Below are 23,763 nucleotides of genomic sequence, written 5' to 3' on the forward strand. Positions count from 1 at the left end.
GGAAGAGCCATGAACGACCTGATTTCCACCGACCCGTGCACGGGAGACGTCGTCTGGCGGGGCGTTGCTGCGGATGCAGCTACCGTCGATGCCGCCGTCGCGCAGGCCCGGTCCGCCCAGCCCGGCTGGGAGCGCACGGCGCTGGAAGAGCGCATCGCCATCCTGCGCGCCTATGCCAGCGCGGTGAAGGCCCATGCAGACGACGTCGCCCGGGTAATCTCGCGCGAGACGGGCAAGCCCTTCTGGGAAACCAGGACTGAGGCGGCCAGCGTCGCTGCCAAGGTGGAGATTTCCATCGCCGCGCAGGCGGACCGGGCGGGCGAGACGCTGCGAGATGGAGACGGGTTCGCGCTGGCGTTGCGCCACCGGCCGCATGGCGTGCTGGCGGTGCTCGGGCCTTATAATTTCCCGGCGCATCTGCCCAACGGGCACATCGTTCCGGCGCTGCTGGCGGGCAATGCCGTCGTCTTCAAGCCCAGCGAACTGGCGCCTGCCACGGCGGAATTGATGGGCCAGCTGTGGCGGGAGGCTGGCCTGCCCGACGGCGTGCTGCAGATCGTGCAGGGCGGCGGCGAGACCGGCAAGGCAGTGGCCGCGCATCCGGGCACGGATGGTCTGCTGTTCACCGGCAGTTCGACCACCGGCAAGCTCCTCGCCCGCGCCTTCGCCCATACGCCGGGGCGCATTCTCGCGCTGGAGATGGGCGGCAACAATCCGCTGCTCGCCTGGGAGATCGGCGAGGCCGACATGGACGCTGCCGTTGCGCTCATCGTCCAGTCCGGCTGGCTTTCCGCCGGGCAACGCTGCACCTGCGCGCGTCGGCTGATCGTGCAGGACGAGATCGCGGATGCGCTCATCGAGCGGGTCGCGGCGACACTGGACAGGCTGATCGTCGGCGCGCCCTTTGACGATCCGCAGCCCTTCATGGGACCGGTGGTAGATAATCGCGCCGCCGATCTGGTCGAGGCGCGCGTCGCGGATCTGCTTGCGCTCGGCGGGCGCCCGATCCGTCCGCTGGTCCGACGAGATCCCGGCTTGCCCTTCCTCTCCCCGGCGCTGATCGACATGACCGGTATCGAGACCGCTCCTGACGGGGAGATTTTCGGCCCGGTGGTCCAGCTCTGGCGCGAGACGAATTTCGACCGCGCCATCGCCCGCGCCAACGCCACGCGCTTTGGCCTCTCCGCCGCTATGCTGGGTGGGAGCCGGGCGCAGTTCGAGCAGTTTCGCGCCGCCACTCGCGCCGGCGTCGTCAACTGGAACCGGCCCACCAATGGCGCAAGCTCCGCCATGCCCTTTGGCGGCATCGGCGACAGCGGCAACCTGCGCCCCAGCGCTTATTATGCCGCCGATTATTGTGCCTTCCCGGTCGCGGGCATGGAGGCCCCAGCGCTGGACGGTACGCTTTCCACCGGACTGCGCGCATGAGCGCCGCGCCCGCCTTTCGCGAGGTCAATTTCGATGGGCTGATCGGCCCGATCCACAATTATGCGGGCCTCAGCCTCGGCAATCTGGCCGCCACGCTCCACGCCGGCGAGGTCTCCCAGCCCCGCAAGGCAGCCTTGCAAGGCATCGCCAAGATGCGCACGCTGCACGGGCTGGGGCTGGGACAGGGCTTCTTCCTGCCGCACGATCGACCCAACGCGGACTGGCTGCGCCAATTCGGCTTCGACGGGTCGGATGCGCAGGTCTGTGCCCGCGCATGGGCGGAAGAGCCGTTGCTGTTCGCTCAAGCCACCAGCGCATCGGCAATGTGGGCCGCCAATGCCGCCACCGTCTCCCCTGCCCCGGACACCGCGGACGGGCGCACGCACTTCACCGTCGCCAATCTCGCGACTATGGCGCACCGCAGCCATGAATGGCCCGAGACGCTGCGGCAATTGCGGCACATCTTCGCGGATGAGCGCTATTTCGCAGTCCATGATCCGGTCCCGGCTCGTTTCGGCGATGAAGGCGCCGCCAACTTCATGCGGCTGGCTTCCCCTATGAACGGACCCGGCGTCGAGGTCATGGTCTATGGCGAACCGGGCGGGCGCTTTCCTGCGCGCCAATCGGCCGAAGCCTGCCGCGCGATCTTCCGCCGGCACGGCATTGAGGACGGCCTGACCGTGCAGCAATCCGCCGAGGCCATTGCGGCCGGCGCGTTCCACAATGATGTCGTCGCCGTCGCGCACGAGAACATCCTCTTTGCTCACGAGCAGGCCTTCGCGGACAAGCCAGCCTTCTATGCCGCGCTGGCGCAGCGCTGCCCGGACCTGATCATCCTGGAGGTGCCGGCCAGCGAGGTCTCGCTGGAAGCCGCCATCGCCTCCTATCTGTTCAATTCCCAATTGGTGACACTGCCGGACGGGCAGCGAGCGCTGATTCTCCCGATGGAGTGCCGGGAAACCCCCGCCGTGAAAGTCTGGCTGGACAGCAATGTCGGTGCCAACGGCCCGATCCACGCCGCCCATTTCGTCGATGTGCGCGAATCCATGCACAATGGCGGTGGCCCTGCATGCCTGCGCCTGCGCGTGCTGCTCTCACGTGAGGCGGAACAGGCGGTTCACCCTGCCCATCTGCTCGACGAGCGCGGACTGGACCGCCTGGAGACGATCGTCGGCAATCACTGGCCCGAGCGCCTCGCCCCGTCCGATCTCGGCCTGCCCGACCTCTGGGCGCAGGCACAGGCGGCGCGGACGGCCTTGCGCCATGCATTGGAGCAAGCCTTCCCATGACCCGCTTCGTCGATCCTGCTGACATTCGCCTCGCCTTTTCGGAGGCGATGTCCGCGATGTACCGGGCCGAGGTGCCGCTCTACGGCACGCTGCTGGAGATCGTCGCCACGAGCAATGCCCGCGTGCTGCAGGACAATCCCGCGCTGAACGAACGGCTCGCAGCGCAGGGCGAACTCGACCGGCTCAGTGCCGAGCGCCACGGCGCCATCCGGGTCGGCACGCCAGAAGAACTGCATCTCATGCGGCGATTGTTCGCCGTGATGGGCATGGTGCCGGTGGGCTATTATGATCTGGGCGTCGCCGGGCTGCCGGTGCATTCGACTGCATTTCGGCCGATCGACACGGCATCGCTGAACCGCTGCGCCTTCCGTATCTTCTGCTCGCTGCTGCGGCTTGAGCTGATCGAGGATGTTACGTTGCGCAAGCAGGCCCAGGCGCTGCTCGCTCGACGCAGCATCGTCACCGATGGCGCGCTGGCGCTGATCGACCGCGTCGAGCGGGAGGGCGGTCTGGGCACCGAAGAGGCAGAAGCCTTCGTGCTGGAGGCGTTGGAAACCTTCCGCTGGCATGGCGAAGCGCTGGTGGATCATGCGACCTATGAAGCGTTCAGTCGCGCACACCGGCTGATCGCCGATATTGTGTGCTTCCGTGGTCCGCACATCAATCACCTGACGCCCCGCGCGCTCGACATCGATGCGGTTCAGGCCGAGATGATCGCGCGCGGCATCAAGGCCAAGGCCGTGATCGAAGGCCCGCCACGCCGGTCTGTCCCGATCCTGCTGCGCCAGACGAGCTTTCAGGCGCTGGAAGAGGCCATCCTGTTCCGCGATGGCGACGAGAGCGTGGCCGGCGTCCACACCGCGCGCTTCGGCGAGATCGAGCAACGCGGGATTGCGCTGACGCCACATGGCCGCGCGCTTTACGATGCGATCCTCGCGGAAGCCGAGCAGGCCCGCAGCCTGGGCGGCAAAGGCTATGAAGCGCGCCTGACGGAGATCTTCCAGCGCTTTCCCGACGATCTGGATACGATCCGCGAACAGGGGCTGGCCTATTTCACTTATGCGCCGACGCCCAAGGCCGCTATGCTTCCTGCGGGACGCCAGCTGCCATCCGGCGCCCCAGACGAGCTGGTTGCAGATGGCTGGCTGGAAGCGAGCCCGATCACCTATGAGGATTTCCTGCCGGTCAGTGCCGCCGGCATCTTTCGCTCCAATCTCGCCGATGCAGAGGCTGGATCGCGCGCCGGCGCCTCATCGCAGGATGAGTTTGAGGCCGCGCTCGGCGTCCCGTGCCTCGACCCGTTCGGATTATATCTCGATCAGGAACAGGCCTCGCTTGACATGCTGGGATAGCAGACCAGCGTTCACGCCGCAGCCGAACTCTCGCCGCTCAATGCCCGAGCGCGGACCATGAGGCGGCTCACAATGCCCTGATAGAATGCCCGATCCTCAGCGCTTGCCTCGCTCCAGAGGCTGGAATCGCGCACGGAGGCCTCGTGGTGGAGCGCCTTGTACACCACGGCACCGGCCTCGGTCGGTTGCAGGACGATATCGCGGCGGCGGGTCGGCCTGAATCGCTCAATCAGCCCGCTCTCTTCCAGCGCCGAGACCGTCCGCCCGATCTGGCTCTTGTCCCGCCCCATCGCCTTGATCAGCTGGGCCATCGGCAGCGGCGCATACAGGCCGATGAGCGCGAGAACCTGACCCTGAAAGTTCGACAGGCCGTGCATCCGCTGGCAGGAGAGCATCGCGCTGCGCTTGAGATAGGCGACCAGTCCGACCAGCTTGGGCGCGATGAGGTCCGGCGGCGGCTCAATCTTCTTGCCCTCCGGCCCCACAGGCCATGAGGGCGTGCCGGCCCCGCCCGGTGCCGCGCCGATGATCCCCGCCTCGACACTCAGGCAGCGCTCGTGATTGTAGATGCGGGCGGCCTTCTGCGCCAACTGGTCGGTGAGCAGGCCGAAGCGTTCGAGCTCGTCGCGCCCCAGTCCGGCCACCAGCTGGCCGTCACGGGCGCGGACGATGGCGCGAATCTTTTCGAAGAGCACCCGCCCCGACGGGGAGAGGGTGAGCTTGGCGCGCAGCTTCTCACGCACGATCAGTCCGTCCCGCTCCAGCGGCTTGATCGCGCGGCTGACCTGCGCCTTCTCGTAGCCGGCAAAACCGACGATGTCCTGAGAGGTCATGCCGCCGGAGAGCCCGAGCAGCAGCAGCAAATGGCGATGGATTTCTTTGTAACCCACCTCCGCCTCGAACAGCGGCAGGCCGCCCTCGCGGATCGCGCGCATGAGCAGCATGAGGCGCATCCCCAGAAGCCCGGCATCGAGCTGGGCGGGACCGATATCCGCCTCTTGCGTCACGATATTTTTGCTCCTCGCCCCTGGCATGCTGTCGTCTGCATGATAAAGCCCATCGAACCCGATCAGGCAACCGGCGCGACGCTATCGTGTGAGTCTTGCGACATGGTTGTGATCGCGACGCGACAGGTCATCGACCGCTCAGGAGACACCATGCTCAGGATTTTCCGTTATATCGCCCTGGTGGAAGGCATCACGACCCTCGCGCTGTTCCTCATCGCGATGCCGCTCAAATATGGCTTCGACAATCCCGCGCTGATCCGTCCGGTCGGGATGACCCACGGCATCGCCTTCCTGCTCTACATCGGCGCGATGCTGTTCGTGCTGCCGGGCAAGGGCTTTGGAGTCTTGGGCTGGTTGCGGACGACGCTGGCGGCGTTCTTCCCGTTCGGCACGTTCCTCAACGATCCCTATCTCAGGCGGCAAGAGGCCGCCCTCACCCAAGGGCGCGCGCGGTCGGTCTGACCCCCCGCGCCAAAGAGAGCGCGAAAATCAGGCCTTGAGGCGCTCGGCGTGCCAGCGGACATGCTCGGCCATGAAGGTCGAGATGAAATAATAGCTGTGATCATAGCCCGGCTGCATGCGGATTGTCGCGGGCTGACCGGCCTTGGCGCAGGCCTCGCCCAGCAGATGCGTGCGCAGCTCCTGCTCGAGGAAATTGTCCGCGCCGCCCTGATCGACCAGCAGGTCTGGCAGTCGGGCACCGCGTTCGATCAGCGCCACGGCATCATGCTGCGCCCAGGCCGATGCATCGTCTCCCAGATAGCCACCGAGCGCCTTCTGGCCCCACGGCACCTGGCTCGGCGCGACGATCGGCGCGAAGGCGGAGACGGACCGGAAGCGCTCAAGATTGCGCAGCGCAATGGTCAGCGCGCCATGGCCGCCCATGCTGTGCCCGGTGATGCCCTGCCGCGCCATATCGACAGGGAAATTTGCGGCGATCAGCGCCGGCAGTTCCTGCTCGATATAGCTCTTCATGCGATAATGGGTCGCGAACGGTGCCTGGGTTGCATCGACATAGAAGCCGGCGCCCAGGCCGAAATCATATTTGCCCTCCGCATCGTCGGGCACATCTTCGCCCCGCGGACTGGTGTCCGGCGCCACGAAGATGATCTTCTCCGCCGCACAGGCCGCGCGATACTCGCCCTTTTCCATGACGTTCGCATGGGTGCAGGTGAGGCCGGAGAGGTAGAAGAGCACGGGCAAGGTTTCGCCCGGCTCATGCTCGGGAACGAAGACGGCGAATGTCATCGCCGTCCCCGTCGCCGAAGATGTGTGCCGGTAGACGCCCTGGACGCCGCCATAGGCCTTGTTCGTCGAGAGCGTCTCCAGCGTCATCGATCAGGCGCCTTCAGGCAGCTGGCAGAAGACGCAGATCTTGTTGCCGGTCGGGTCGCGCAGATAGGCGCCATAGGCGTTGCCCGGCGCCTGCGGGCGCTTGCCCGGCTCGCCTTCGCTGGTGCCGCCATTGGCCACACCGGCCGCGTGGAACGCATCGACCTGATCCTTGTCGGCAGCGGCAAAGCCGATCGTGCCGCCATTGGCATGGGTCGCCGGCTCGCCGTTGATCGGCGAAATGATGCCGAAGGTGCCGCCATTGTGCGAATAGAAAGCGCGATCGCCGATGTTGTGGCCGGCGCCAGCGCCCAGTGCGCCGAGCACGGCGTCATAGAATTTCGCGCTCTGCGCGAGGTCCTTCGCGCCAACCATGATATGCGTAAACATTGTAACTCTCCTCTTGGTTACTCAAAATCCTGCGCGCACCGGAGCATCACTGGGGTTCGTCCCAAGCCGCGCAAAGCTTGTTGCCATCCGGATCGCGCAGATATGCGACCCAGATACCTCCCCCGGTGGCGGGCGAAATCCGGTTCTCCGGCTCTCCCTCGCACGCCTGGCCGCCATGCGCCAGGCCGGCTGCATGCCAGGCCTTCACCGCCTCCGGTGTGGGCGCCAGAAAGCCGACGGTCCCGCCATTGGCATGGGAGGCCGGTTGGCCATCGATAGGGTGGCCAACGATGAACAGACCGCCACCATCCCGATAGAGAAGCCGCCCCTTCGCATCGGCCTGCGCCGGCGCGATGCCCATCGCCGCGAACGTCGCATCATAGAAGATGCGCGCCCGCTCGATGTCGTCGGTGCCGAGGACCAGATGCCTGAACATGGGTGCCGCTCCCGAGCGCAACCGCCGCCCTGCGGACCTTAGAACACCACCACGGAGCGGATGCTCTTGCCGGCATGCATCAGGTCGAAGGCGGTGTTGATCTCTTCAAGGCCCATGACGTGGGTGATCATCGGATCGATCTCGATCTTGCCGGTCATGTACATGTCGACGATCTTGGGCACGTCCGTGCGGCCCTTGGCGCCGCCGAACGCGGTGCCGCGCCAGTTGCGGCCGGTAACGAGCTGGAATGGCCGCGTGGCGATCTCCTTGCCCGCTTCCGCCACGCCGATGATGATGCTGGTGCCCCAGCCGCGGTGACAGGCCTCGAGCGCCGTGCGCATCACTTCGGTGTTACCGGTCGCATCGAAGGTATAATCCGCGCCGCCGTCGGTCATCGCCACGATCTTCGCCACCACATCCTCGCGGCTCATGCCCTTGGAATTGAGGAAGTCGGTCATGCCGAACTTGCGGCCCCATTCCTCGCGATCGGGGTTGATGTCGACGCCGATGATCTTGTTGGCGCCAGCCAGGCGCGCGCCCTGGATGACGTTGAGGCCGATGCCGCCGAGGCCAAAGATCACGACATTGTCGCCGACCTGAACCTTGGCGGTGTTGATAACCGCGCCCACGCCCGTCGTCACGCCGCAGCCGATGTAGCAGCTCGTTTTGAACGGAGCGTCTTCGCGGATCTTGGCGACCGCGATCTCGGGCAGAACAGTGAAGTTCGAGAAGGTCGAGCAGCCCATATAATGGTAGATCGGCTGGCCCTTGTAGGAAAAGCGCGTCGTGGCGTCCGGCATCAGGCCCTTGCCCTGCGTCGCGCGGATCGCGGTGCACAGGTTGGTCTTGCCTGAGAGGCAGGACTTACACTGGCGGCATTCCGGCGTGTAGAGTGGGATGACATGGTCGCCCGGCACCACGGAGGTGACGCCCGCGCCGACCTCGCGCACGATGCCCGCGCCTTCATGGCCGAGCACGCTGGGGAAGATGCCTTCGCTGTCGAGGCCGTCGAGCGTGTACGCATCGGTATGGCAGATGCCCGTAGCCATGATCTCGACCAGAACCTCGCCCGCCTTGGGCCCTTCCAGATCCAGCTCGACGATCTCCAGCGGCTTCTTTGCCTCAAATGCTACCGCAGCCCGCGTTTTCATGCCCCATCTCTCCAGCAAGGAACGGCGCTCACGCGCCAGTTGCCGCTTGTTGGAACCTGAGACTGATTCTTGCAACCCCGCCCAAGCCGGTCGAACGCTTATTTCGCGCGGCACAGGGCCAGCAGGCCGGCCTCCCCGGCGCCGAGGCTGAGCAGCGCGCAGAGCAGGATCGCGAGGGCAGCGAGCGTCCGCACGCCGGGCTTACGGGCCAGCCCGGCCAGCATCGTGGCGCCGACCTGTACCGCAAGCAACGCCGGCAGCGTGCCGATGCCAAAGCCCGCCATGACCAGCAGTCCGCCGGTGAGCGACCCGGCAAAGGCCGCATATAGCAACGCACCGTAGACCATTCCGCACGGCATCATGCCCCAGCCAAAGCCGGTGGCGACCATGCGCAGGCGCGGCGGCAGCATCGATCGCGCCGCGCCTGCGACGTAAGCCGGCACATGCACCTGCCCCCGGATCGCGTGACCGACCACAGCGGGGCTCGGCATAAGGCCCAGCATCGAGAAGCCGACCCAGGCGAGACTCATCGCCGCGGCCCAGCGCAGGAGCAGATGGCCGAGTCTCGCATCCAGCCCGCCCAGCGCCAGTGCGCCCAGCGCCCCCGCCGCGCCACCCATCACCATATAGGCCCCGATACGACCGGCATGGAGCCGCGCCGCAAAGGCTGCGGGATGGTCCCCCTCTCCCCGCGCCTGGTCGAGCAGCAGCGCGATGCCGCCGCACATGCCCACGCAATGCAGACTGGAGGCAAAGCCGAGCAGAAATCCGCCGCCAAAGGTCCACGGATCGGCCATCGCTCAGATCGCGCTGCTGAACCGCTGCTGGGACAGGGCGCGATGGCGGTCGAACAGCACTGCGACGGCGCGCCCATAAGGCCGGCCCTGTTCGGCGATGCGCAGGCTATTGCCCTCCAGCGTAGCGAGGCCCCGCTCCAGGAAGGGCGCGAGCCGGGCACGCAGGTCCGTCAGGTGCAGATCGGTCCCGACATCGGCAGCGCGGCCACACAGCAGATCCTCGATGATCGCGCCACGCCGCTGGTCATCCGCGTCACGCAGGATGCCGCGCTCGCCGGTCAGGCGACCGGCGCCAGCGCGCATCCGGTAGCGGCCGCTATTCTTGTCATTCTGCACGACGAGATGCGGAAACTGGCCGATGGCCGTCGCGCCGATGCCGATCAGCACATCAGCTCGATCCTCGGTAAAGCCCTGAAAATTGCGCCGCAACCTGCCCTGCAGCTGTGCCTTGGCGAGATCGTCATGGGGCAGCGCGAAGTGATCGAAGCCGACCGGGACATAACCCGCGCTAACCAGGCGATCATGCCCCAGCGCCGCCATGGCGAAGCGCTCGGCCTGATCAGGCAGATGGGTGGCATCGATCCGCTTCTGGCGGGGCAGCATATGCGGCACATGCGCATAGCCGAACAGGGCGATCCGGTCTGGCCGCATAGCGATGGCCTCGTCCAGCGTCTGCTCGAGCAACGCGCGATCCTGCCCCGGCAGACCGTACATCAGATCGAAATTGATGGACCGCACGCCGTTGCTGCGCAGGCGATCAACCGCGCTGACGATGAGGTCGCGCGGCTGGACCCGCCCGATTGCGGCCTGAATGGCGGGATCGAAGGTCTGCACGCCAAGGCTGGCGCGTTTGGTGCCGGAGACGCCCAGCGTCATCGCCCAGCGCTGGTCGAATCCGCGCGGATCGATCTCGACCGAGAGCACCGGCGCGCCACAGTTGAAGGCCAGCATCATCTCATCGACCAGCCGGGCAAACTCCAGCGGCGGGATGGCATTGGGGCTGCCGCCGCCAAAGGCGATGCGCTCGACGCGGGCGCGTCCGCCGAGGCGCTGGGCGACAGTGCGAATTTCGGCATGAAGCGCATCGAGATAGCTGGTCAGCCGCTGCGCCTTGTTGGAGCGCCCGGTGTTGCACCCGCAATACCAGCATATCTCCTCACAAAAGGGGATGTGCACATAAAGCGAGACGGGTTGCCCCGGCTGCACCGCATCCAGCGCATGGCCGAGATATGCCTCCCCCACCCGGTCCGTGAATTCGGCCGCCGTCGGATAGCTGGTGTAGCGCGGCACCGGCCGGGCGAGCAGATCGGGATAATAGGACCACATGGAAATGGCTCTACTTTGTCGAGCCTTGGCTGCCCTTGACCTCGATCAAGCCAAGTCTTGCGCTGGGTCAATGAGCGGCGCCCAACCCAATCCTAATGAGCGATGCAGGTTCAGGGAAAGAAAGGAAAGAACCCATGAATGCTCGTTTATTCAGCTGTGTCGCCGGTCTTGCGATGCTCGCTGCCCCCGGGGTCGCGCAGGCGCAACAAGGCAAGGTGCAGGTCAAGCTGATGGCAACCGGCGTGCTGCCCAATGGCAAGATCGATACGGTCAAATCCGCCACGGTGACGCTGCCCGCCGGCACGGACACCGCCGCTAGCGACAATTGGGTGCCGACCGCCGCAATCGAATATTTCCTGAGCGATGCCGTCTCGGTGGAGACGATCTGCTGCATGACCGCGCACCATGTGGATGGCGCGGGCGCGATCAAGGGCGTCAACCGGCTGCTCGATGACATCAAGATCGTGCCGGCGACGGTGACGCTCAAATATCACCTCAACGCCGGCCCCATCAAACCCTATATCGGCGCCGGGCCGAGCTACTTTTGGGTGGTGGACTCCAAGGTGGGCGCGGGCGGCACTGCCGCGCTGGGCGCCGCGAGCGCCAAGCTCAAGAGCAAGGTGGGCTTCGCGCTGCAGGCCGGCGTCGACATTCCGGTGAATGATACCGGCCTTGGCATCTCGTTCGACGCCAAGCGCTACTTCGTCCGGCCCACCGCAGAATTCTACAATGCCTCCGGCGCCACCGTCCTGGCGACGCGGCACGAACTCGATCCCTGGGTCGTCAGCGGCGGCGTCAGCTACCGCTTCTAAGCCCAGTTCCCGGCACGCGCCGGCAAGGCGGGTCTGCTCCTCCCTCTCCCGGAGCAGGCCCGTTTTTTTGTGCTCGTACCCCTAGTGCAGGATCGGCAGCTCATTGGGGCTCGCCCCTCCTCTGAAGAGGAGGGGAGCATCTTCGCGGTATTCTCAAGTCGCGTCAGTCCGACGGCTTATCCTGATCCTCGATCAGAATGCGCAAGGCAGCGCCATCCGGGTCGTCGAACTGGCCATTGCGCAGCGACCACATGAACGCGACCAAGCCGGTCAGGCCGAGCAGCAGGGCGACGGGGATGAGGAAGATCAATCCGTTCATTTGACAGCCCAGCGCAGACGGAGGGAATTGGCCACCACGATGAGCGAACTGCTCGACATCGCGACGGCAGCAATCAGCGGCGTGACATAGCCGGCAATCGCCAGCGGCACAGCCAGCGCATTATAGCCGATCGCCAGACCGATATTCTGCCGCACGATGCGCATGGTGGCGCGCGAGGCCCGCACCGACTTGGGGATACCCGAGAGGCTGTCACCCAGAAACACGATGTCCGCCGCCTGCTGGCCGACATCGCTCGCCGAGCCGGGCGCCATGGAGACATGGGCCGCGGCAAGTGCCGGGCCGTCGTTCAGTCCGTCGCCTACCATCAAAGGCTTGTGTCCGGCCTCGGCCAGCGCCTGCAGCCGCGCCAGCTTGTCGGCCGGGCGCATCCCGCCCTCGGCCGGCACGCCGAGCTGATCGGCTAGCGATTGGACCGCCTCCTCCCGATCGCCCGACATGATCGCCGGCGGCAGACCAAGGCCGCGCAGGTCCGCCAGCGCCCGCGCGGCATCCGGGCGCAGCGCATCGGCGAAGCGGGTGATGTGACGGCGCCCGTGCGCCAGCTCCAGCGCGACCGCCATGGTCGGATCGTCACTTGCGCCAGCCTGATCGCTCAGATCCTGCGGTGTCGGCTTGCCCATCGCAACGGGCTGGCCCTGCCAACGCGCGCGCACGCCCTCGCCGGGAATATCCTCGACGTCAGCAAGAACCGCCGGGCCGACATGCTCGCCGCCCAGCGCTTGCCGGAGCGCCACCGCGAGGGGGTGGCGGCTGGTCATGGCCAGCGCGCGGGCGATGCTCCGCTCCTCCTCGTCCAGCGCCTCGACGCCAGAGGCACGCGGGCGACCGAGCGTGAGGGTGCCGGTCTTGTCGAACAGGGCCTGATCGGCCTGCGCGAGGCGTTCCAGCGCGCTGCCATCCTTCACCAGCAGCCCGGCGCGCATCATCGCGCCGCAGACCACCACCTGCGCCACCGGCACGGCGAGGCCCAGCGCGCAGGGGCAGGTGATGATCAGCACGGCGATGGCGACCAGCAGCGATTGGTGCCAGCCCGCCCCGGCGATCATCCAGCCGGCAAAGGTGATGGCAGCGAGCAGATGCACCACCGGCGCGTAAAGCCGCGAGCATTTGTCGGCGAGGCGGACATAGCGGGACTTGGCCTGGCCGGCGCTTTCCATCAGCCGGGCAATCTCGGCAATCGCCCGCCCCTCGCCTACGGCCGTCACGCGCAGCGTCACCGGGCCGTCGAGATTGAGCGTGCCGGCGGTCGCCATGTCGCCCGCGCGCAGCGTGACAGGCGCACTTTCGCCGGTCAGCAAGGAGAGATCGAACCGGCTGCTGCCCTGCTCGATTATGCCATCTGCCGCGAGCCGCTCGCCGGCGGCAACCAGAACGCGGTCGCCTACGGCCAGCGCATCGGCGGCAACCCACTGGCTCGCGCCATCCTCGGCCAGCCGCATGGCACCGGGCGCGGTGCGGCGTACCAGCGCTTCAGCTCCGCTGGCGGCGCGCGCGCGCATCATTTCATCCAGCACCCGGCCGGCGAGCAGGAAGGTGAGCAGCATCAACGCGCCATCGAACCAGGCATGGCGACCGCCGATGATCGTCTCGTAGAGGCTCATCGAGGTCGCCAGAATGACGCCGATGGAGATCGGCACATCCATATTGGTCGTGCCCGCCCGCAGCGCCTTGAAGGCCGAGCGGAAGAAGGGCTGTCCCGCATAGGCCACCGCCGGGATGGCGATCAGCGCGGAAATCCAGTGGAACAATTCGCGCGCGCTGCCATCCGCCCCGGACCAGACCGAGACCGAGAGCAGCATGACGTTCATCGCCGCAAAGGCTGACACGGCAAGAGCGCGGATCAACTTACGCAGCGCCTGGCTGCGCTCATGCGCCGCCGCGCTGTGCAGCGGTTGCGCCTCGAACCCGATCGCATCGAAGGCGCGCAGCAGGTCCGGCTCGGCCAGATCGGCGGCATGCGAGACGATCACGGTCTTGGCCGAGAAATTCACGCGGGCCGCGTGGACCCCCGGCTGCAATGGCAACAGCCGCTCGATCTTGGAAATGCAGCCGGCGCAATGCATGTCCGGCACGGCGAGGCGGGTTTCCACCGCATCCGCCGACCAATCGGGCCTTGGCGCCACATAGGTCATGACAGATCGACCACCCGGTTGATCTCCCGCCCATGGGCGCGGGCCCGCACATGGACGATCCAGCGGCCCTGCGGCAGGGGCTGGAGGCTCTCATACACGCCATCGCCGAGCGCCCGGAATTGCAGCGCGATATCGGGCTTGCGGCCGAGCGGGTGGCGGGCGGTGGCGGTCAGCGCCACATCGTTCATCGGCGCATTCGCACTGCGCAGCGTCGCGCTCAGCCGTGTCTCCGCAGTCCGATTCAGCGTGAGCGCCCAGCCCAGCGCGTTTTCGGCGCGGGCCTGCGCCAGCCATTTGTTGAACTCCTGGCTGGCGACGTAACTGTTCTGCACCACCAGCCCGCCGAATGTGGAGCTTGCGAGGAAGGCCATGGTGAAATTGACGGCCATGACCACGCCGAAAAAGCTGACGAGAATGACGGTGATATGCCGTCCGGTGAACTTGCGGGTCATTGGCCTACCTCCGGGCGAACAAAGCTCTCATCATCCTGCGCTGCCTCTTTCTGCTCGTCGAGCGTGCGCAACGTGAAGGCGAAATCCTGGCGGGCAACGCCCTGCGCCGGCGCAACCACATGCACGCGTTCCTTGAGCACCTGATCGGGCGGCACGTCGATTTGCAGGGTCCGGCTCGCCTGATCGCGGGTCTGGCCCTCACGCCACATCAGCGCGCCGTCCAGCCCATCGAGGCCGATGGCCATAGGGCGCGCGCGGCTCTGCATGTTGCGCACCTTGATCAGATAGCTGTTGCGGATCGACCCGTCGGACAGGCGGACATAGACCGGATTGCGCTCCGCATTGGCCGCGATGTCGATGCGCGAACGCACGCCCAGCGCGAACAGCATGGCAAGGCCAATGCTCGCCCAGATCGCGAAATAGGCAATTGTGCGCGGACGGAAGAGGCGCTTGCGCACGGGCGCCGGCGCCTCGCCCTTCATCTCGGCCTCGCAGTCGATCTCTGTCGCATAATCGATCAGGCCGCGCGGACGGCCGATCTGCGCCATCACCTTGTCACAGGCATCGATGCACAAAGCGCAGGTGATGCACCCGATCTGCGGCCCCTCGCGAATGTCGATCCCGGTCGGGCAGACCTGCACACATTGCAGACAGTCGATGCAGTCGCCGGTCGGCAGCCCTTCATCCTGCGCCTTCTTCAGCCCCTTGGTGCGGGGCTCGCCGCGCCAGTGCTTGTAGGTCACGATGAGCGATTTCTCATCCGTCATCGCGGTCTGGATGCGCGGCCAGGGGCACATGTAGATGCACACCTGCTCGCGCATGAAGCCGCCGAAGATGAAGGTCGTCATGGTCAGCACGAAGGTGGTGCCATAGGCAACGAACGGCGCCTGCCCGGTCCAGAACTGGTGTTGCAGCGTCGGCGCATCGGCAAAGTAGAATATCCACGCGCCACCGGTCAGGAATGAGATGACGAGCCAGACCGCCCATTTGCGCAGCCGCTTCCAGACCTTCATCGGAGTCCAGGGCGCTTTCTCCAGCCTGATCTGCGCGTTGCGATCCCCATCGAGGAAGCGCTCGACATGCTGGAACAGATCGGTCCAGACCGTTTGCGGGCAGGCATAGCCGCACCAGGCGCGGCCGACGGCCGAGGTCACCAGAAACAGGCCGACGCCCGCCATGATGAGCAGCCCGGCGACGTAATAGAATTCGTGCGGCCAGATCTCGATGCCGAACATGAAGAAGCGGCGATTGGCGAGGTCGACCAGCACCGCCTGATTGGGCGCGTGCGGCCCGCGGTCCCAGCGGATCCAGGGCGTGGCCCAATAGATCGTCAGGGTGACGGCCATCACCAGCCACTTGAAGCGGCGGAACGGCCCATCGACCTGCTTGGGGAAGACCGACTTGCGCTTGGCGTAGAGGCTTTCCGCTGGCGCGGTAACATCATTCACGGGGGACATGGCAGCGTCCGTTGTTGGCGTCTTCGGCATCAGATTGCCTCCGATCGATCTTCGCTTAGGCGCAGTCGGCTCAAACGACATTGAGCAGGATCAACGAAATGAGCGGCAGCCGGCCCCTCCCCCGACGCGCGAAGGAAGGGCCGGCTCCGCCTTATGGTGTTGCGGCGTTGGCCTGCGCCTCCGGTGCCCCGGCAGCCTGAGCGGCAATCTGCGCTGCGACGGGCGTCGCCTCGCCGCCGCCAAGGCCGTGGACGTAGACGGCCAGCATGCGGATCGTCGCCTTGTCGAGCGCATGGCCCCAGGCGGGCATCACACCCCGACGGCTGTTCGTCACCGTCTGGGTCAGCGTCTCGCGATCGCCGCCATAGAGCCAGATCGGGTCGGTCAGGTTCGGCGCACCGAATTCACGCAGTCCCTTGCCGGCCGGGCCGTGGCAAACCGCGCAATTCTGTTGGAACAGCACGTCGCCACGCCGTGAGGAAGCGCTGGCCTTCTCCTGCCCGCTGATCACGCGGACATGGCTCACTACATCCTGAACCTGCGTGCCGGTGAGAATGCCGTCCTTGCCGAAGGCGGGCATCAGGCTCATGCGGGTCTGCGCTTCATCCGGGTTCCGAGCGCCATGAGTGATCGTATATTCGATCGATTGCAGGTCGCCACCCCACAGCCAGTCGTCATCCACCAGATTCGGATAGCCCTTGGCGCCTGCAGCGCCCGAGCCATGGCACTGCACGCAATGCACCTTGAACGCGGCTGCCCCCCCCTGCATCGCCGCTTCCATCAGCTTTGGCTGGGCGACCAGCTTCTCGATGGGCGTGGCAGCGATGGCCGAGAGGATCGGCGTGCGGCGCGCGGTCTCGGCGTCCATCACCTGCTGGAGCTGCCCACGGCTGGACCAGCCGAACAGCCCCTTGCTGGCTTCATGCGCGAAGGGAATAGCGGGATAAACCACCACATAGCCGATCGCGAACACGATCGTTGCGTAGAAAGTCCAGACCCACCAGCGCGGCATGGGGGTGTCGAGCTCCTCGATCCCGTCCCATTCATGGCCGACGGTCTGGGTACCGGTCGGCGCGTCGATGCGTTTCTTCTCAGCCATGGTTGTTCTTCCTGTCATGGGCTGCGGCCTCGCCATCTTCGGCGAAGATCAGGTGCGCGGCGTCTTGGTTGCTCCGGCGCGAGCCGGGACGGAACGCCCATGCGCACAGGCCGAAATAGAGCACCACCATTGCCGAAAGCCCGTAGCTGTCCGCGAAGTGGCGCAGATCATTATAGCTCATCGCTCCACCTCCTGCGGCGCGGCGCTATCCAGATCGACAAGCGTGCCGAGCATCTGGAGATAGGCGACGAGGGCATCCATCTCGGTCAGCTTGGCCGGGTTGCCGTCGAAATCGCGGGCCTGCGCCTTGGGGTAGCGCTTGAGGAGATCGGCGGTGTCGGCCTCGGGATCGGCCTGCGCCAGGAGATCGGCATTCGCCTTCTCGATGTCCTCATCGCTATAGGGCACGCCAACCCGGCGCTGCGCCGTGAGATGGGCCGTCATGTCGCCCGCTTTCAGCTCACGCTTGGTGAGGAAGGCATAGGTCGGCATGATCGATTCCGGCACCACGCTGCGCGGATCGATGAGGTGCTGGACGTGCCACTCATCCGAGTAGCGCTTGCCGACGCGGGCCAGGTCCGGCCCAGTCCGCTTGGAGCCCCACTGGAAGGGGTGGTCATACATGCTTTCGGCGGCGAGGCTGTAATGGCCGTAGCGCTCCACCTCGTCGCGGAACGGGCGGATCATCTGCGAGTGGCAGTTGTAGCAGCCCTCCCGCATGTAGATGTTCCGGCCCGCCAGCTCCAGTGGCGTGTAGGGACGCATTCCCTCCACCTTCTCGATCGTGTTGTCGATCCAGAAGAGGGGTGCGATCTCCACGATGCCGCCGACGGTAACCGCGGCGAAGGCAGCGACGGCAAGGAGCGTGACGTTCCGCTCCAGCTTCTTGTGCTTCTGTGCAAAGCTCGACATGGTTTTCCGTCCTTATTCCGCGGGAACCGCAGCAGGTTTGTGGGTGATCGGCCGGTCCTTGGCGGCGTCGTAGGCAGCGTCGCTCATCGGCGCTTCGACGCGCTGGTGGCCGAGGATGGTGCGCCACACATTGATGGTCATGCACACGGCGCCCGAGAGGTAGAGCAGTCCGCCGAAGGCGCGCAGTACGTACATCGGGAACATCGCACGGACGGTGTCAGAGAAGGCGTAGACGAGGTAGCCGTCCGCCCCATATTCCCGCCACATCAGGCCCTGCATGATGCCAGCGACCCACATGGCCGAGGCGTAGAAGACGATGCCGACGGTCGCGAGCCAGAAGTGCCAGTTGACCATGCGCAGCGAGTAGAGCCGGTTGCGGCCCCACAGGCGCGGCGTAAGATAGTAGATCGCCGCGAAGGTGATCATGCCGTTCCAGCCGAGCGCGCCCGAGTGAACGTGGCCGATGGTCCAGTCCGTATAGTGCGAGAGGCTGTTGACGCTCTTGATCGAGAGCATCGGCCCTTCGAAGGTGCTCATGCCGTAGAAGGCGAGCGCCATCACCATCATGCGGATGATCGGATCGGTGCGGACCTTGTCCCAGGCGCCGTTCAGCGTCATCAGGCCATTGATCATGCCGCCCCAGCTCGGCATCCACAGCATGACCGAGAAGACCATGCCCAGCGTCTGCGCCCAGTCGGGCAACGCAGTGTAGTGGAGGTGATGCGGACCGGCCCAGATGTAGAGGAAGATCAGCGACCAGAAGTGGATGATCGACAGGCGATAGCTGTAGATCGGCCGCTCGGCCTGCTTGGGCACGAAATAGTACATCATCGCCAGGAAGCCGGCGGTGAGGAAGAAGCCTACCGCGTTATGGCCGTACCACCACTGGGTCAGCGCATCCTGCACGCCCGCAAAGGCGCTATAGCTCTTGGAGCCCAGCAGGCTGACCGGCATCGACAGGTTGTTGACGATGTGGAGCATCGCGATGGTGAGGATGAAGCTCAGGTAAAACCAGTTCGCCACATAGATATGCGGCTCGCTGCGCTTGACGATCGTGCCAACGAAGACCGCGAGATAGGCGACCCAGACGATGGTGAGCCACAGGTCGACATACCATTCGGGCTCGGCATATTCCTTCGCCTCGGTGATGCCGAGGAGATAGCCGGTCGCGGCGAGCACGATGAACAGCTGGTAGCCCCAGAAGACGAAGCGCGCGAGCGAGGGGAAGGCAAGCCGGGCGCGGCAGGTGCGCTGCACGACATAGAAGCTCGTTGCGATCAGGGCATTGCCACCGAAGGCAAAAATCACTGCTGAGGTGTGCAGCGGCCGCAGGCGCCCGAAGCTGGTATATTCCAGCCCCAGGTTCAGCGCCGGGAAGGCAAGCTGCAAGGCAATGTAGAGCCCGGCGAGAAAACCGGCCATGCCCCAGAACACCGTGGCGATAACGCCCCAGCGCACCGGATCGTCATCATAATGCCCCTGATCGGGCATGCGCAGAATGCCGCGCGCCATACCGCCCCAATCGGCGGAGCGAAGCGTCCCCATCATGGCGAGCAGCGCCGCAAGCGACGCAATGACCATGTGGATGGCAAATCCGGAATCCACGGCGAGCGCGGAGGCGAGCATCGCGAGAATGGCGAGCAGAAGCCAGCCTCCCGCCTTCATTGTTAGACCGGTCATAGAAACCCCTTGAGCAGCACAGTCCTGGGACTGTGCTGTCGCTGTGGATCAGCGGGGGCTCGGCATCATTGACATGGGTCAACGGGAAGAATGCGGTCTGCGGGGTGGCCGGCGCGCCACGATGCGCGCCGACGAGGAGCGCGGAGCTCAGCCGTTGCCGGCTTCGGCCTCCATGGCGTCATGATCTAGGATGACGACAGTCCGCCGATCCGGCAGATCGATGATCCCGGCCTGGCGGAGCCGGGTGAGCTGGCGACTCACAGTCTCGATGGTCAGGCCCAGCAGATCGGCCATCTGCTGGCGGGTGAGCGGCAGTTCGAAGCGCTCGACAAGATCGCTGCCGCTACAGCTTGCATCCGCAAGCCGCTGCGCCATTTCGAGCAGGAAGGTCGCGACACGCTCTCCGGCGCTCTTGCGTCCCAGCAGCAGCATCCAGTGACGCGCGCGATCCAATTCGGTGAGGGTCCGTTGGAGCAGCTTGTGCTCCAGCTCCGGATGCGTGCGGGCAAAATCGTCGAACGAGGAGCGCGTGAACAGGCACACCTGCGCATCGCACAGCGCGGTGACGCTGTGCTGAGTCGTGCTGCCAAACGGTCGCCCGATGAAATCGGAGGGATAGACGACGCCAACAATCTGCTCGCGGCCATCCGCCGTCGAGGTCGACAGTTTGAGCACGCCGTCAATCACATTGGCGACCAGCAAGCTGTCATCGCCTTCCCACATCAGCGTCTGCCCGCGATGCACGGGCACGCGACGACCGATCTTGTTGAGCACCTCCAGCTCGGAGGTATCCAAAGATGAACAGATCGCGCGGTTCCGCACGACACACTGTTGGCAGCTAGTCACCGCGACTCTTTACAGCAGTCGTCGAGACTTTCCAACGGCCTAAGCAGGCCATCTGTGCCAAAGACACATTGGCAGTCCCGCCCCTCACCCTTCACGGAAGACACCGTCGTCAGTAGCCGACGGTGAACCGCATGTTCTTGTGCTTGGGCGTCTCGATCTCGTCGATCATCGCGACGGCGAAATCCTCATAGCTGATCGAGCTTTTGCCATCCGGCGCCGTCAGCAGCGTTTCGGTGCCGAGGCGAAAGGTGCCGGTGCGCTCGCCCGGTCCGAACATCATGGCCGGCGACAGGAACGTCCAATCAAAGCCCGGCCCCGCCTTCAGCTGGTTAAGGAAATCTCGCGCCGGCGCGGCCTCGACCTTGATGAAGTCCGGGAAACCCGGCGTATCGAGCAGCACCACGCCATCCTCGGTCTGCAGGCTCGCCGCGCCACCGACGACCAGCAGCCAGCACCCGGCCTTGCGGGCCACGGCAAACACATTGTCCGCATCCAGCGACTTGAACGGCATGGAGAGAATGACCGCATCGTGGCCGGCGATCTTGCTCGCCATGTCGTCGACATCATTGATGTCGGCCTTCACCCACGTCACGCCCTCGCGCGGGGCTTGGGTGTCTGCGCTGCGCGAAATGCCTGTGACATTGTGCCCGCGACTCACGGCCTCATCGACCAGACGCTGGCCTGCATTGCCAGTGGCACCCATGATTGCGATCTTCATGCCTGCATTCCTCTCTTATCGGGCACATCGCGCGCCTAGCCCGCGACACCCAAATTGACTTTGCCTATTCTAAGGGCCTGTTCTTAGGGTCAAGCCGGACAAAGGCAAGAGACCAGCGCCGCGTTTCCCGACGTCAGCGATCAACGGCCAGCTTTTCCGCCATGTTCGGGTCATCCGCAGCGATCTCGACAGCATGCGAGGTGCGGAACGGCTGATTGGAATGCGGCGCAGTCAGCAGCGTCCACTGCGCGAGATCGCAGCCGAGCAGCAGCGGCCGCTCCGGCAAGCCAGCGGCGGCAAGCTGGCTCTTGGTCAGCGCTTCCAGCTCCTGCGGACGGATGGAGAGATAGAAGATCTTCTGCCCCTCCGCCGCCAGTTTCTGCACCGTCTCGATCGCCACCGGGTTGGGCTTCACTTCCTCGAAGCCGGGCTTGAAAAACAGCGACCCCTGCTCGAACAGGAAGCCATCGACGCTGATGAAGAACACCCGGTGGCCCTGCAGATATTCGCGCCACTCGTGGACCGTCCCCCAGTCCTGATACTGCTTGATCCGCTGGATGCGGAACACCGAGCCCTGCATCGCCAGATAGCCGATAATCTCGGAGAGATAGAGCTCGCCGGCGGACAGGCGCGGCTGGCCCATCAGCTCGTCATAGGCCGTCAAAAACTCGCGCGGGCTAGAGAAATAATAGCCGCCGACGCTGAACAGATCGGAGATGACCTGCTTTTCGCGGAAATTGACGATCACATCTTCCTGATCGACCTGAACATAGCTCTTGTTCTGCGGATTGACCTGGCTGAAGCTGCTGAGCGAGGCGACGCAGACATAATTGTATGTCTGATAGAGGTGCGGCACCTCAAAATAATTGTCGCTGTCCTTCACCATGAAGGGCTCGTCGATGCCGCTCTTGAGCAGCGTCTGGGCAACCGTCTCGGACTGGCTGCGTGTCGGCTCGTCCAGAATGACGCAATTGACCTTCTGCCCAAAGGCGGCGCGCAGACCTTCCTGAGCCTGGAAGCGCTCTTCATGCTCGCGCAGGATCGTGAAGATGAAATCATCCACATTGGCGCCAAGGCCCTGTACTGCCTTGAAGACCATGGGCAGGCCATCATTGTCGGGCAGCATCCACTTAGGCGCCATGTTGGGGAAGCGGGAGGAGCGGCCGGCGCAGGGTACGATGATCTTCATGGGTCTTCTCTCTCGCGTCAAAGATTGTCCAGGGCAGCACGGCCGCATTCGGCCACCCGCCGGGCAACGAAGGCCCGGTCCTCGTCGGTCTTCGCATAAGGCAGGATGCGCGCGAAGGTGAGGCCGAGCAGGATGTAATGGCGTGCGGGATACGCCGGGTCCAGCGCTGTCGCGGCAGCATGGAAGCGCTGCCGCAGCCACCATGTCACGCCCCGTGCCAGCGGCCGGCCGCGATGGGCGTGCCAAAGCCCCTCGCATTCCTGAAACAGCTTGGACCAGTCGATCCAGACGTGATCGAAGGGCGATGTGATCGTATCGATCAGCCACAAGGCGCCGCGCCGGTCGACGAGGATGTTCTCGAAGGTTAGATCGCCATGCGCTGCGGTGGGCTTTTCGTCCGCCACCAGCACATCCATGCGCTGTACCGCCTCCACCAGAGGGGCGAGTGCTTGCTCGTGCATCGCGCCAGTCTTGTCGGCGATCTGCTGCAGCTTGTCCACCAGCAGGCTCTTGCGCGGGGCGAGTGGCGGCTGGCTGACCGGCACCGAAACCGCCAGGCGGCTCATCAGCCGCTCCACGCGGTCGGCGAAATCGGCGACATTATCAAAGGTGCCATTGGAAAGGAAATTGACCGCATCGCGCGACGGGATGAACGCCATGTCGAAATAGAAAAGCCCGTCCTGCTCGCCCATGTCGAGCACCTCAGGCATCCCGGCACAGCCTTCCACCAGCCCAGCCAGCGCCTGCTGCCGCACCGCCTGATCGCGCAACGACCCGTTGGCATCGACAAGATTGGCCGCCTTGCGCACGAAGGGCTGTCCGCTATCACGGACCAACGCGACGGTCGCGCCGGAAAAGCCGGAGAGCGGAATGACCTCGCGAAACATCCGCAAAGCCGGGTGGCTGTCGAGGGTCAACTCTGGTCCTGTCATGATTTGCCCGGCCGATGGATGACGCCGGCTTGGGTCACGTCGATGACAGTCATGCCCGCGGCAAGGCCGGACGCGATCCCGACCGGCGTATCCTCGAACACGAGGCAGCGTGCGGGCGCCACGCCCAGTAACGCCGCGCCGGTGAGATAAGGTTCGGCATGCGGCTTGCCTTGCGCCACATCATCGCCGCTCACCACGGCGCCGAAATGGGGGCGCCACGCCATCGTTTCCAAGATCGCTTCCACGCCGTCCCGGTTGCCCGACGACACCAACGCCATGGGGATCGTGCCGGCATGACGCGTCAGCAAGTGTGACGCGGTCAGTGCCGGCGCCTTCTCCTGCCGTAGCACGGTCTTGAAATGCGCCTTCTTCTCGGCATGGAGGGCGGCGATCATCGCATCGTCGATCTCACCCATGCCCGCCGCTGCCGCAAAAGCCGGGATCGCGATCCGGGCGGGCGGACCGACATTTGCAAGATAATCATCCATGGTGAAGCGATAGCCGCGCGCATCGAACACGGCTGCGTAGGCGAGGCCGTGGAGCGGCATGGTATCGACCAGCGTGCCATCCAGATCGAATAGCAGGGCGTCATAGGCGGAGAGGTCCACGCCGAGCGGCCATGGCTCCACGGACACGTCTGGCGTCATTTCCCGCCCCGCGACTTAACTAAAACGACCATCGACCTT

The 23,763-nt window shown here is 65.2% G+C and carries 25 protein-coding genes; 5 read left to right on the plus strand and 20 right to left on the minus strand.

All coding sequences use genetic code 11. The features are described 5' to 3' along the window. The first annotated feature begins 9 nt into the window (after positions 1-9). The 3 genes from astD to M2335_RS10900 are packed head-to-tail and all read left to right on the plus strand — an operon-like array spanning position 10 to position 4,069. Positions 10-1,428 (plus strand): succinylglutamate-semialdehyde dehydrogenase, encoded by a 1,419-nt coding sequence (gene astD, locus M2335_RS10890; RefSeq protein WP_264594691.1) that lies wholly within the window; start codon positions 10-12, stop codon positions 1,426-1,428. Further along, on the plus strand, positions 1,425-2,717 hold the full coding sequence (locus M2335_RS10895; protein WP_264594692.1) for an N-succinylarginine dihydrolase: 1,293 nt from the start codon (positions 1,425-1,427) through the stop codon (positions 2,715-2,717). Before astD ends, M2335_RS10895 begins: the two co-directional genes overlap by 4 nt. Next, positions 2,714-4,069 (plus strand): VOC family protein, encoded by a 1,356-nt coding sequence (locus tag M2335_RS10900; protein ID WP_264594693.1) that lies wholly within the window; start codon positions 2,714-2,716, stop codon positions 4,067-4,069. The genes M2335_RS10895 and M2335_RS10900 overlap by 4 nt, the downstream gene beginning before the upstream one ends. A gap of 11 nt (positions 4,070-4,080) precedes the next feature. On the opposite strand, the gene M2335_RS10905 is transcribed toward M2335_RS10900, so the two are convergent. Next, entirely contained in the window at positions 4,081-5,076 is a 996-nt protein-coding gene (locus M2335_RS10905) for a MarR family winged helix-turn-helix transcriptional regulator (protein ID WP_264594694.1), read from the minus strand. A gap of 150 nt (positions 5,077-5,226) precedes the next feature. Between M2335_RS10905 and M2335_RS10910 the strand changes: the two genes are divergently transcribed. Then, on the plus strand, positions 5,227-5,538 hold the full coding sequence (locus M2335_RS10910; RefSeq protein WP_264594695.1) for a DUF3817 domain-containing protein: 312 nt from the start codon (positions 5,227-5,229) through the stop codon (positions 5,536-5,538). 27 nt (positions 5,539-5,565) lie between these two features. On the opposite strand, the gene fghA is transcribed toward M2335_RS10910, so the two are convergent. The 6 genes from fghA to hemN form a co-directional block, all read right to left on the minus strand. After that, entirely contained in the window at positions 5,566-6,411 is an 846-nt protein-coding gene (fghA, locus tag M2335_RS10915) for an S-formylglutathione hydrolase (RefSeq protein WP_264594696.1), read from the minus strand. Between the two features lie 3 nt (positions 6,412-6,414). Then, positions 6,415-6,798, minus strand: a complete 384-nt coding sequence (locus tag M2335_RS10920; RefSeq protein WP_181559349.1) for a VOC family protein — start codon at positions 6,796-6,798, stop codon at positions 6,415-6,417. A 46-nt stretch (positions 6,799-6,844) separates the two neighbouring features. Continuing rightward, complete coding sequence (locus tag M2335_RS10925; RefSeq protein ID WP_264594697.1) at positions 6,845-7,234, minus strand: VOC family protein; 390 nt, start codon at positions 7,232-7,234, stop codon at positions 6,845-6,847. A gap of 38 nt (positions 7,235-7,272) precedes the next feature. Next, positions 7,273-8,385, minus strand: coding sequence for an S-(hydroxymethyl)glutathione dehydrogenase/class III alcohol dehydrogenase (locus M2335_RS10930; RefSeq protein ID WP_264594698.1), 1,113 nt, complete (start codon positions 8,383-8,385; stop codon positions 7,273-7,275). Between the two features lie 98 nt (positions 8,386-8,483). Further along, positions 8,484-9,182 carry a sulfite exporter TauE/SafE family protein gene (locus tag M2335_RS10935; RefSeq protein WP_264594699.1) on the minus strand — a complete coding sequence of 233 codons (699 nt, stop codon included), beginning with the start codon at positions 9,180-9,182 and terminating at the stop codon, positions 8,484-8,486. A 3-nt stretch (positions 9,183-9,185) separates the two neighbouring features. Continuing rightward, complete coding sequence (hemN, locus tag M2335_RS10940) at positions 9,186-10,508, minus strand: oxygen-independent coproporphyrinogen III oxidase (protein ID WP_264594700.1); 1,323 nt, start codon at positions 10,506-10,508, stop codon at positions 9,186-9,188. A gap of 134 nt (positions 10,509-10,642) precedes the next feature. On the opposite strand from hemN, the gene M2335_RS10945 reads away from it, so the two are divergent. Next, the gene (locus M2335_RS10945; RefSeq protein WP_264586998.1) at positions 10,643-11,320 is read left to right on the plus strand and encodes an OmpW/AlkL family protein; all 678 of its coding nucleotides are present in this window, start codon (positions 10,643-10,645) and stop codon (positions 11,318-11,320) included. Positions 11,321-11,483: 163 nt separating this feature from the next. On the opposite strand, the gene ccoS is transcribed toward M2335_RS10945, so the two are convergent. From ccoS to M2335_RS11010, 13 genes are all read right to left on the minus strand, one after another. Next, a complete protein-coding gene (ccoS, locus tag M2335_RS10950) occupies positions 11,484-11,639 on the minus strand; it encodes a cbb3-type cytochrome oxidase assembly protein CcoS (protein ID WP_264594701.1) in 156 nt (51 codons plus the stop codon). Continuing rightward, on the minus strand, positions 11,636-13,792 hold the full coding sequence (locus M2335_RS10955; protein ID WP_264594702.1) for a heavy metal translocating P-type ATPase: 2,157 nt from the start codon (positions 13,790-13,792) through the stop codon (positions 11,636-11,638). Before M2335_RS10955 ends, ccoS begins: the two co-directional genes overlap by 4 nt. Then, positions 13,789-14,244 carry a FixH family protein gene (locus M2335_RS10960; protein ID WP_264570021.1) on the minus strand — a complete coding sequence of 152 codons (456 nt, stop codon included), beginning with the start codon at positions 14,242-14,244 and terminating at the stop codon, positions 13,789-13,791. The genes M2335_RS10955 and M2335_RS10960 overlap by 4 nt, the downstream gene beginning before the upstream one ends. Beyond that, on the minus strand, positions 14,241-15,701 hold the full coding sequence (gene ccoG, locus M2335_RS10965) for a cytochrome c oxidase accessory protein CcoG (RefSeq protein ID WP_264595403.1): 1,461 nt from the start codon (positions 15,699-15,701) through the stop codon (positions 14,241-14,243). Before ccoG ends, M2335_RS10960 begins: the two co-directional genes overlap by 4 nt. Positions 15,702-15,852: 151 nt before the next feature. After that, complete coding sequence (ccoP, locus tag M2335_RS10970; RefSeq protein ID WP_264594703.1) at positions 15,853-16,800, minus strand: cytochrome-c oxidase, cbb3-type subunit III; 948 nt, start codon at positions 16,798-16,800, stop codon at positions 15,853-15,855. Beyond that, positions 16,793-16,981 carry a cbb3-type cytochrome oxidase subunit 3 gene (locus M2335_RS10975; protein WP_181559338.1) on the minus strand — a complete coding sequence of 63 codons (189 nt, stop codon included), beginning with the start codon at positions 16,979-16,981 and terminating at the stop codon, positions 16,793-16,795. The genes ccoP and M2335_RS10975 overlap by 8 nt, the downstream gene beginning before the upstream one ends. Further along, a complete protein-coding gene (ccoO, locus tag M2335_RS10980; RefSeq protein WP_264576039.1) occupies positions 16,978-17,712 on the minus strand; it encodes a cytochrome-c oxidase, cbb3-type subunit II in 735 nt (244 codons plus the stop codon). The genes M2335_RS10975 and ccoO overlap by 4 nt, the downstream gene beginning before the upstream one ends. Before the next feature lie 12 nt (positions 17,713-17,724). Then, a complete protein-coding gene (gene ccoN / locus M2335_RS10985; RefSeq protein WP_264572558.1) occupies positions 17,725-19,392 on the minus strand; it encodes a cytochrome-c oxidase, cbb3-type subunit I in 1,668 nt (555 codons plus the stop codon). Between the two features lie 147 nt (positions 19,393-19,539). Next, positions 19,540-20,238 carry a Crp/Fnr family transcriptional regulator gene (locus M2335_RS10990; protein ID WP_181559335.1) on the minus strand — a complete coding sequence of 233 codons (699 nt, stop codon included), beginning with the start codon at positions 20,236-20,238 and terminating at the stop codon, positions 19,540-19,542. Between the two features lie 109 nt (positions 20,239-20,347). Then, the gene (locus M2335_RS10995; RefSeq protein WP_264594704.1) at positions 20,348-20,956 is read right to left on the minus strand and encodes an NAD(P)-dependent oxidoreductase; all 609 of its coding nucleotides are present in this window, start codon (positions 20,954-20,956) and stop codon (positions 20,348-20,350) included. A 133-nt stretch (positions 20,957-21,089) separates the two neighbouring features. After that, positions 21,090-22,145: a hypothetical protein gene (locus tag M2335_RS11000; RefSeq protein WP_181559333.1), complete on the minus strand. Its 1,056-nt coding sequence runs from the start codon at positions 22,143-22,145 to the stop codon at positions 21,090-21,092. Between the two features lie 17 nt (positions 22,146-22,162). Then, the gene (locus M2335_RS11005) at positions 22,163-23,062 is read right to left on the minus strand and encodes a phosphotransferase (protein ID WP_264594705.1); all 900 of its coding nucleotides are present in this window, start codon (positions 23,060-23,062) and stop codon (positions 22,163-22,165) included. Positions 23,063-23,073: 11 nt separating this feature from the next. Then, the gene (locus tag M2335_RS11010) at positions 23,074-23,724 is read right to left on the minus strand and encodes an HAD family hydrolase (RefSeq protein ID WP_264594706.1); all 651 of its coding nucleotides are present in this window, start codon (positions 23,722-23,724) and stop codon (positions 23,074-23,076) included. Positions 23,725-23,763: the final 39 nt, after the last annotated feature.

Origin of the sequence: Sphingobium sp. B12D2B (genome assembly GCF_025961775.1) — a bacterium.
Classification (GTDB): domain Bacteria; phylum Pseudomonadota; class Alphaproteobacteria; order Sphingomonadales; family Sphingomonadaceae; genus Sphingobium.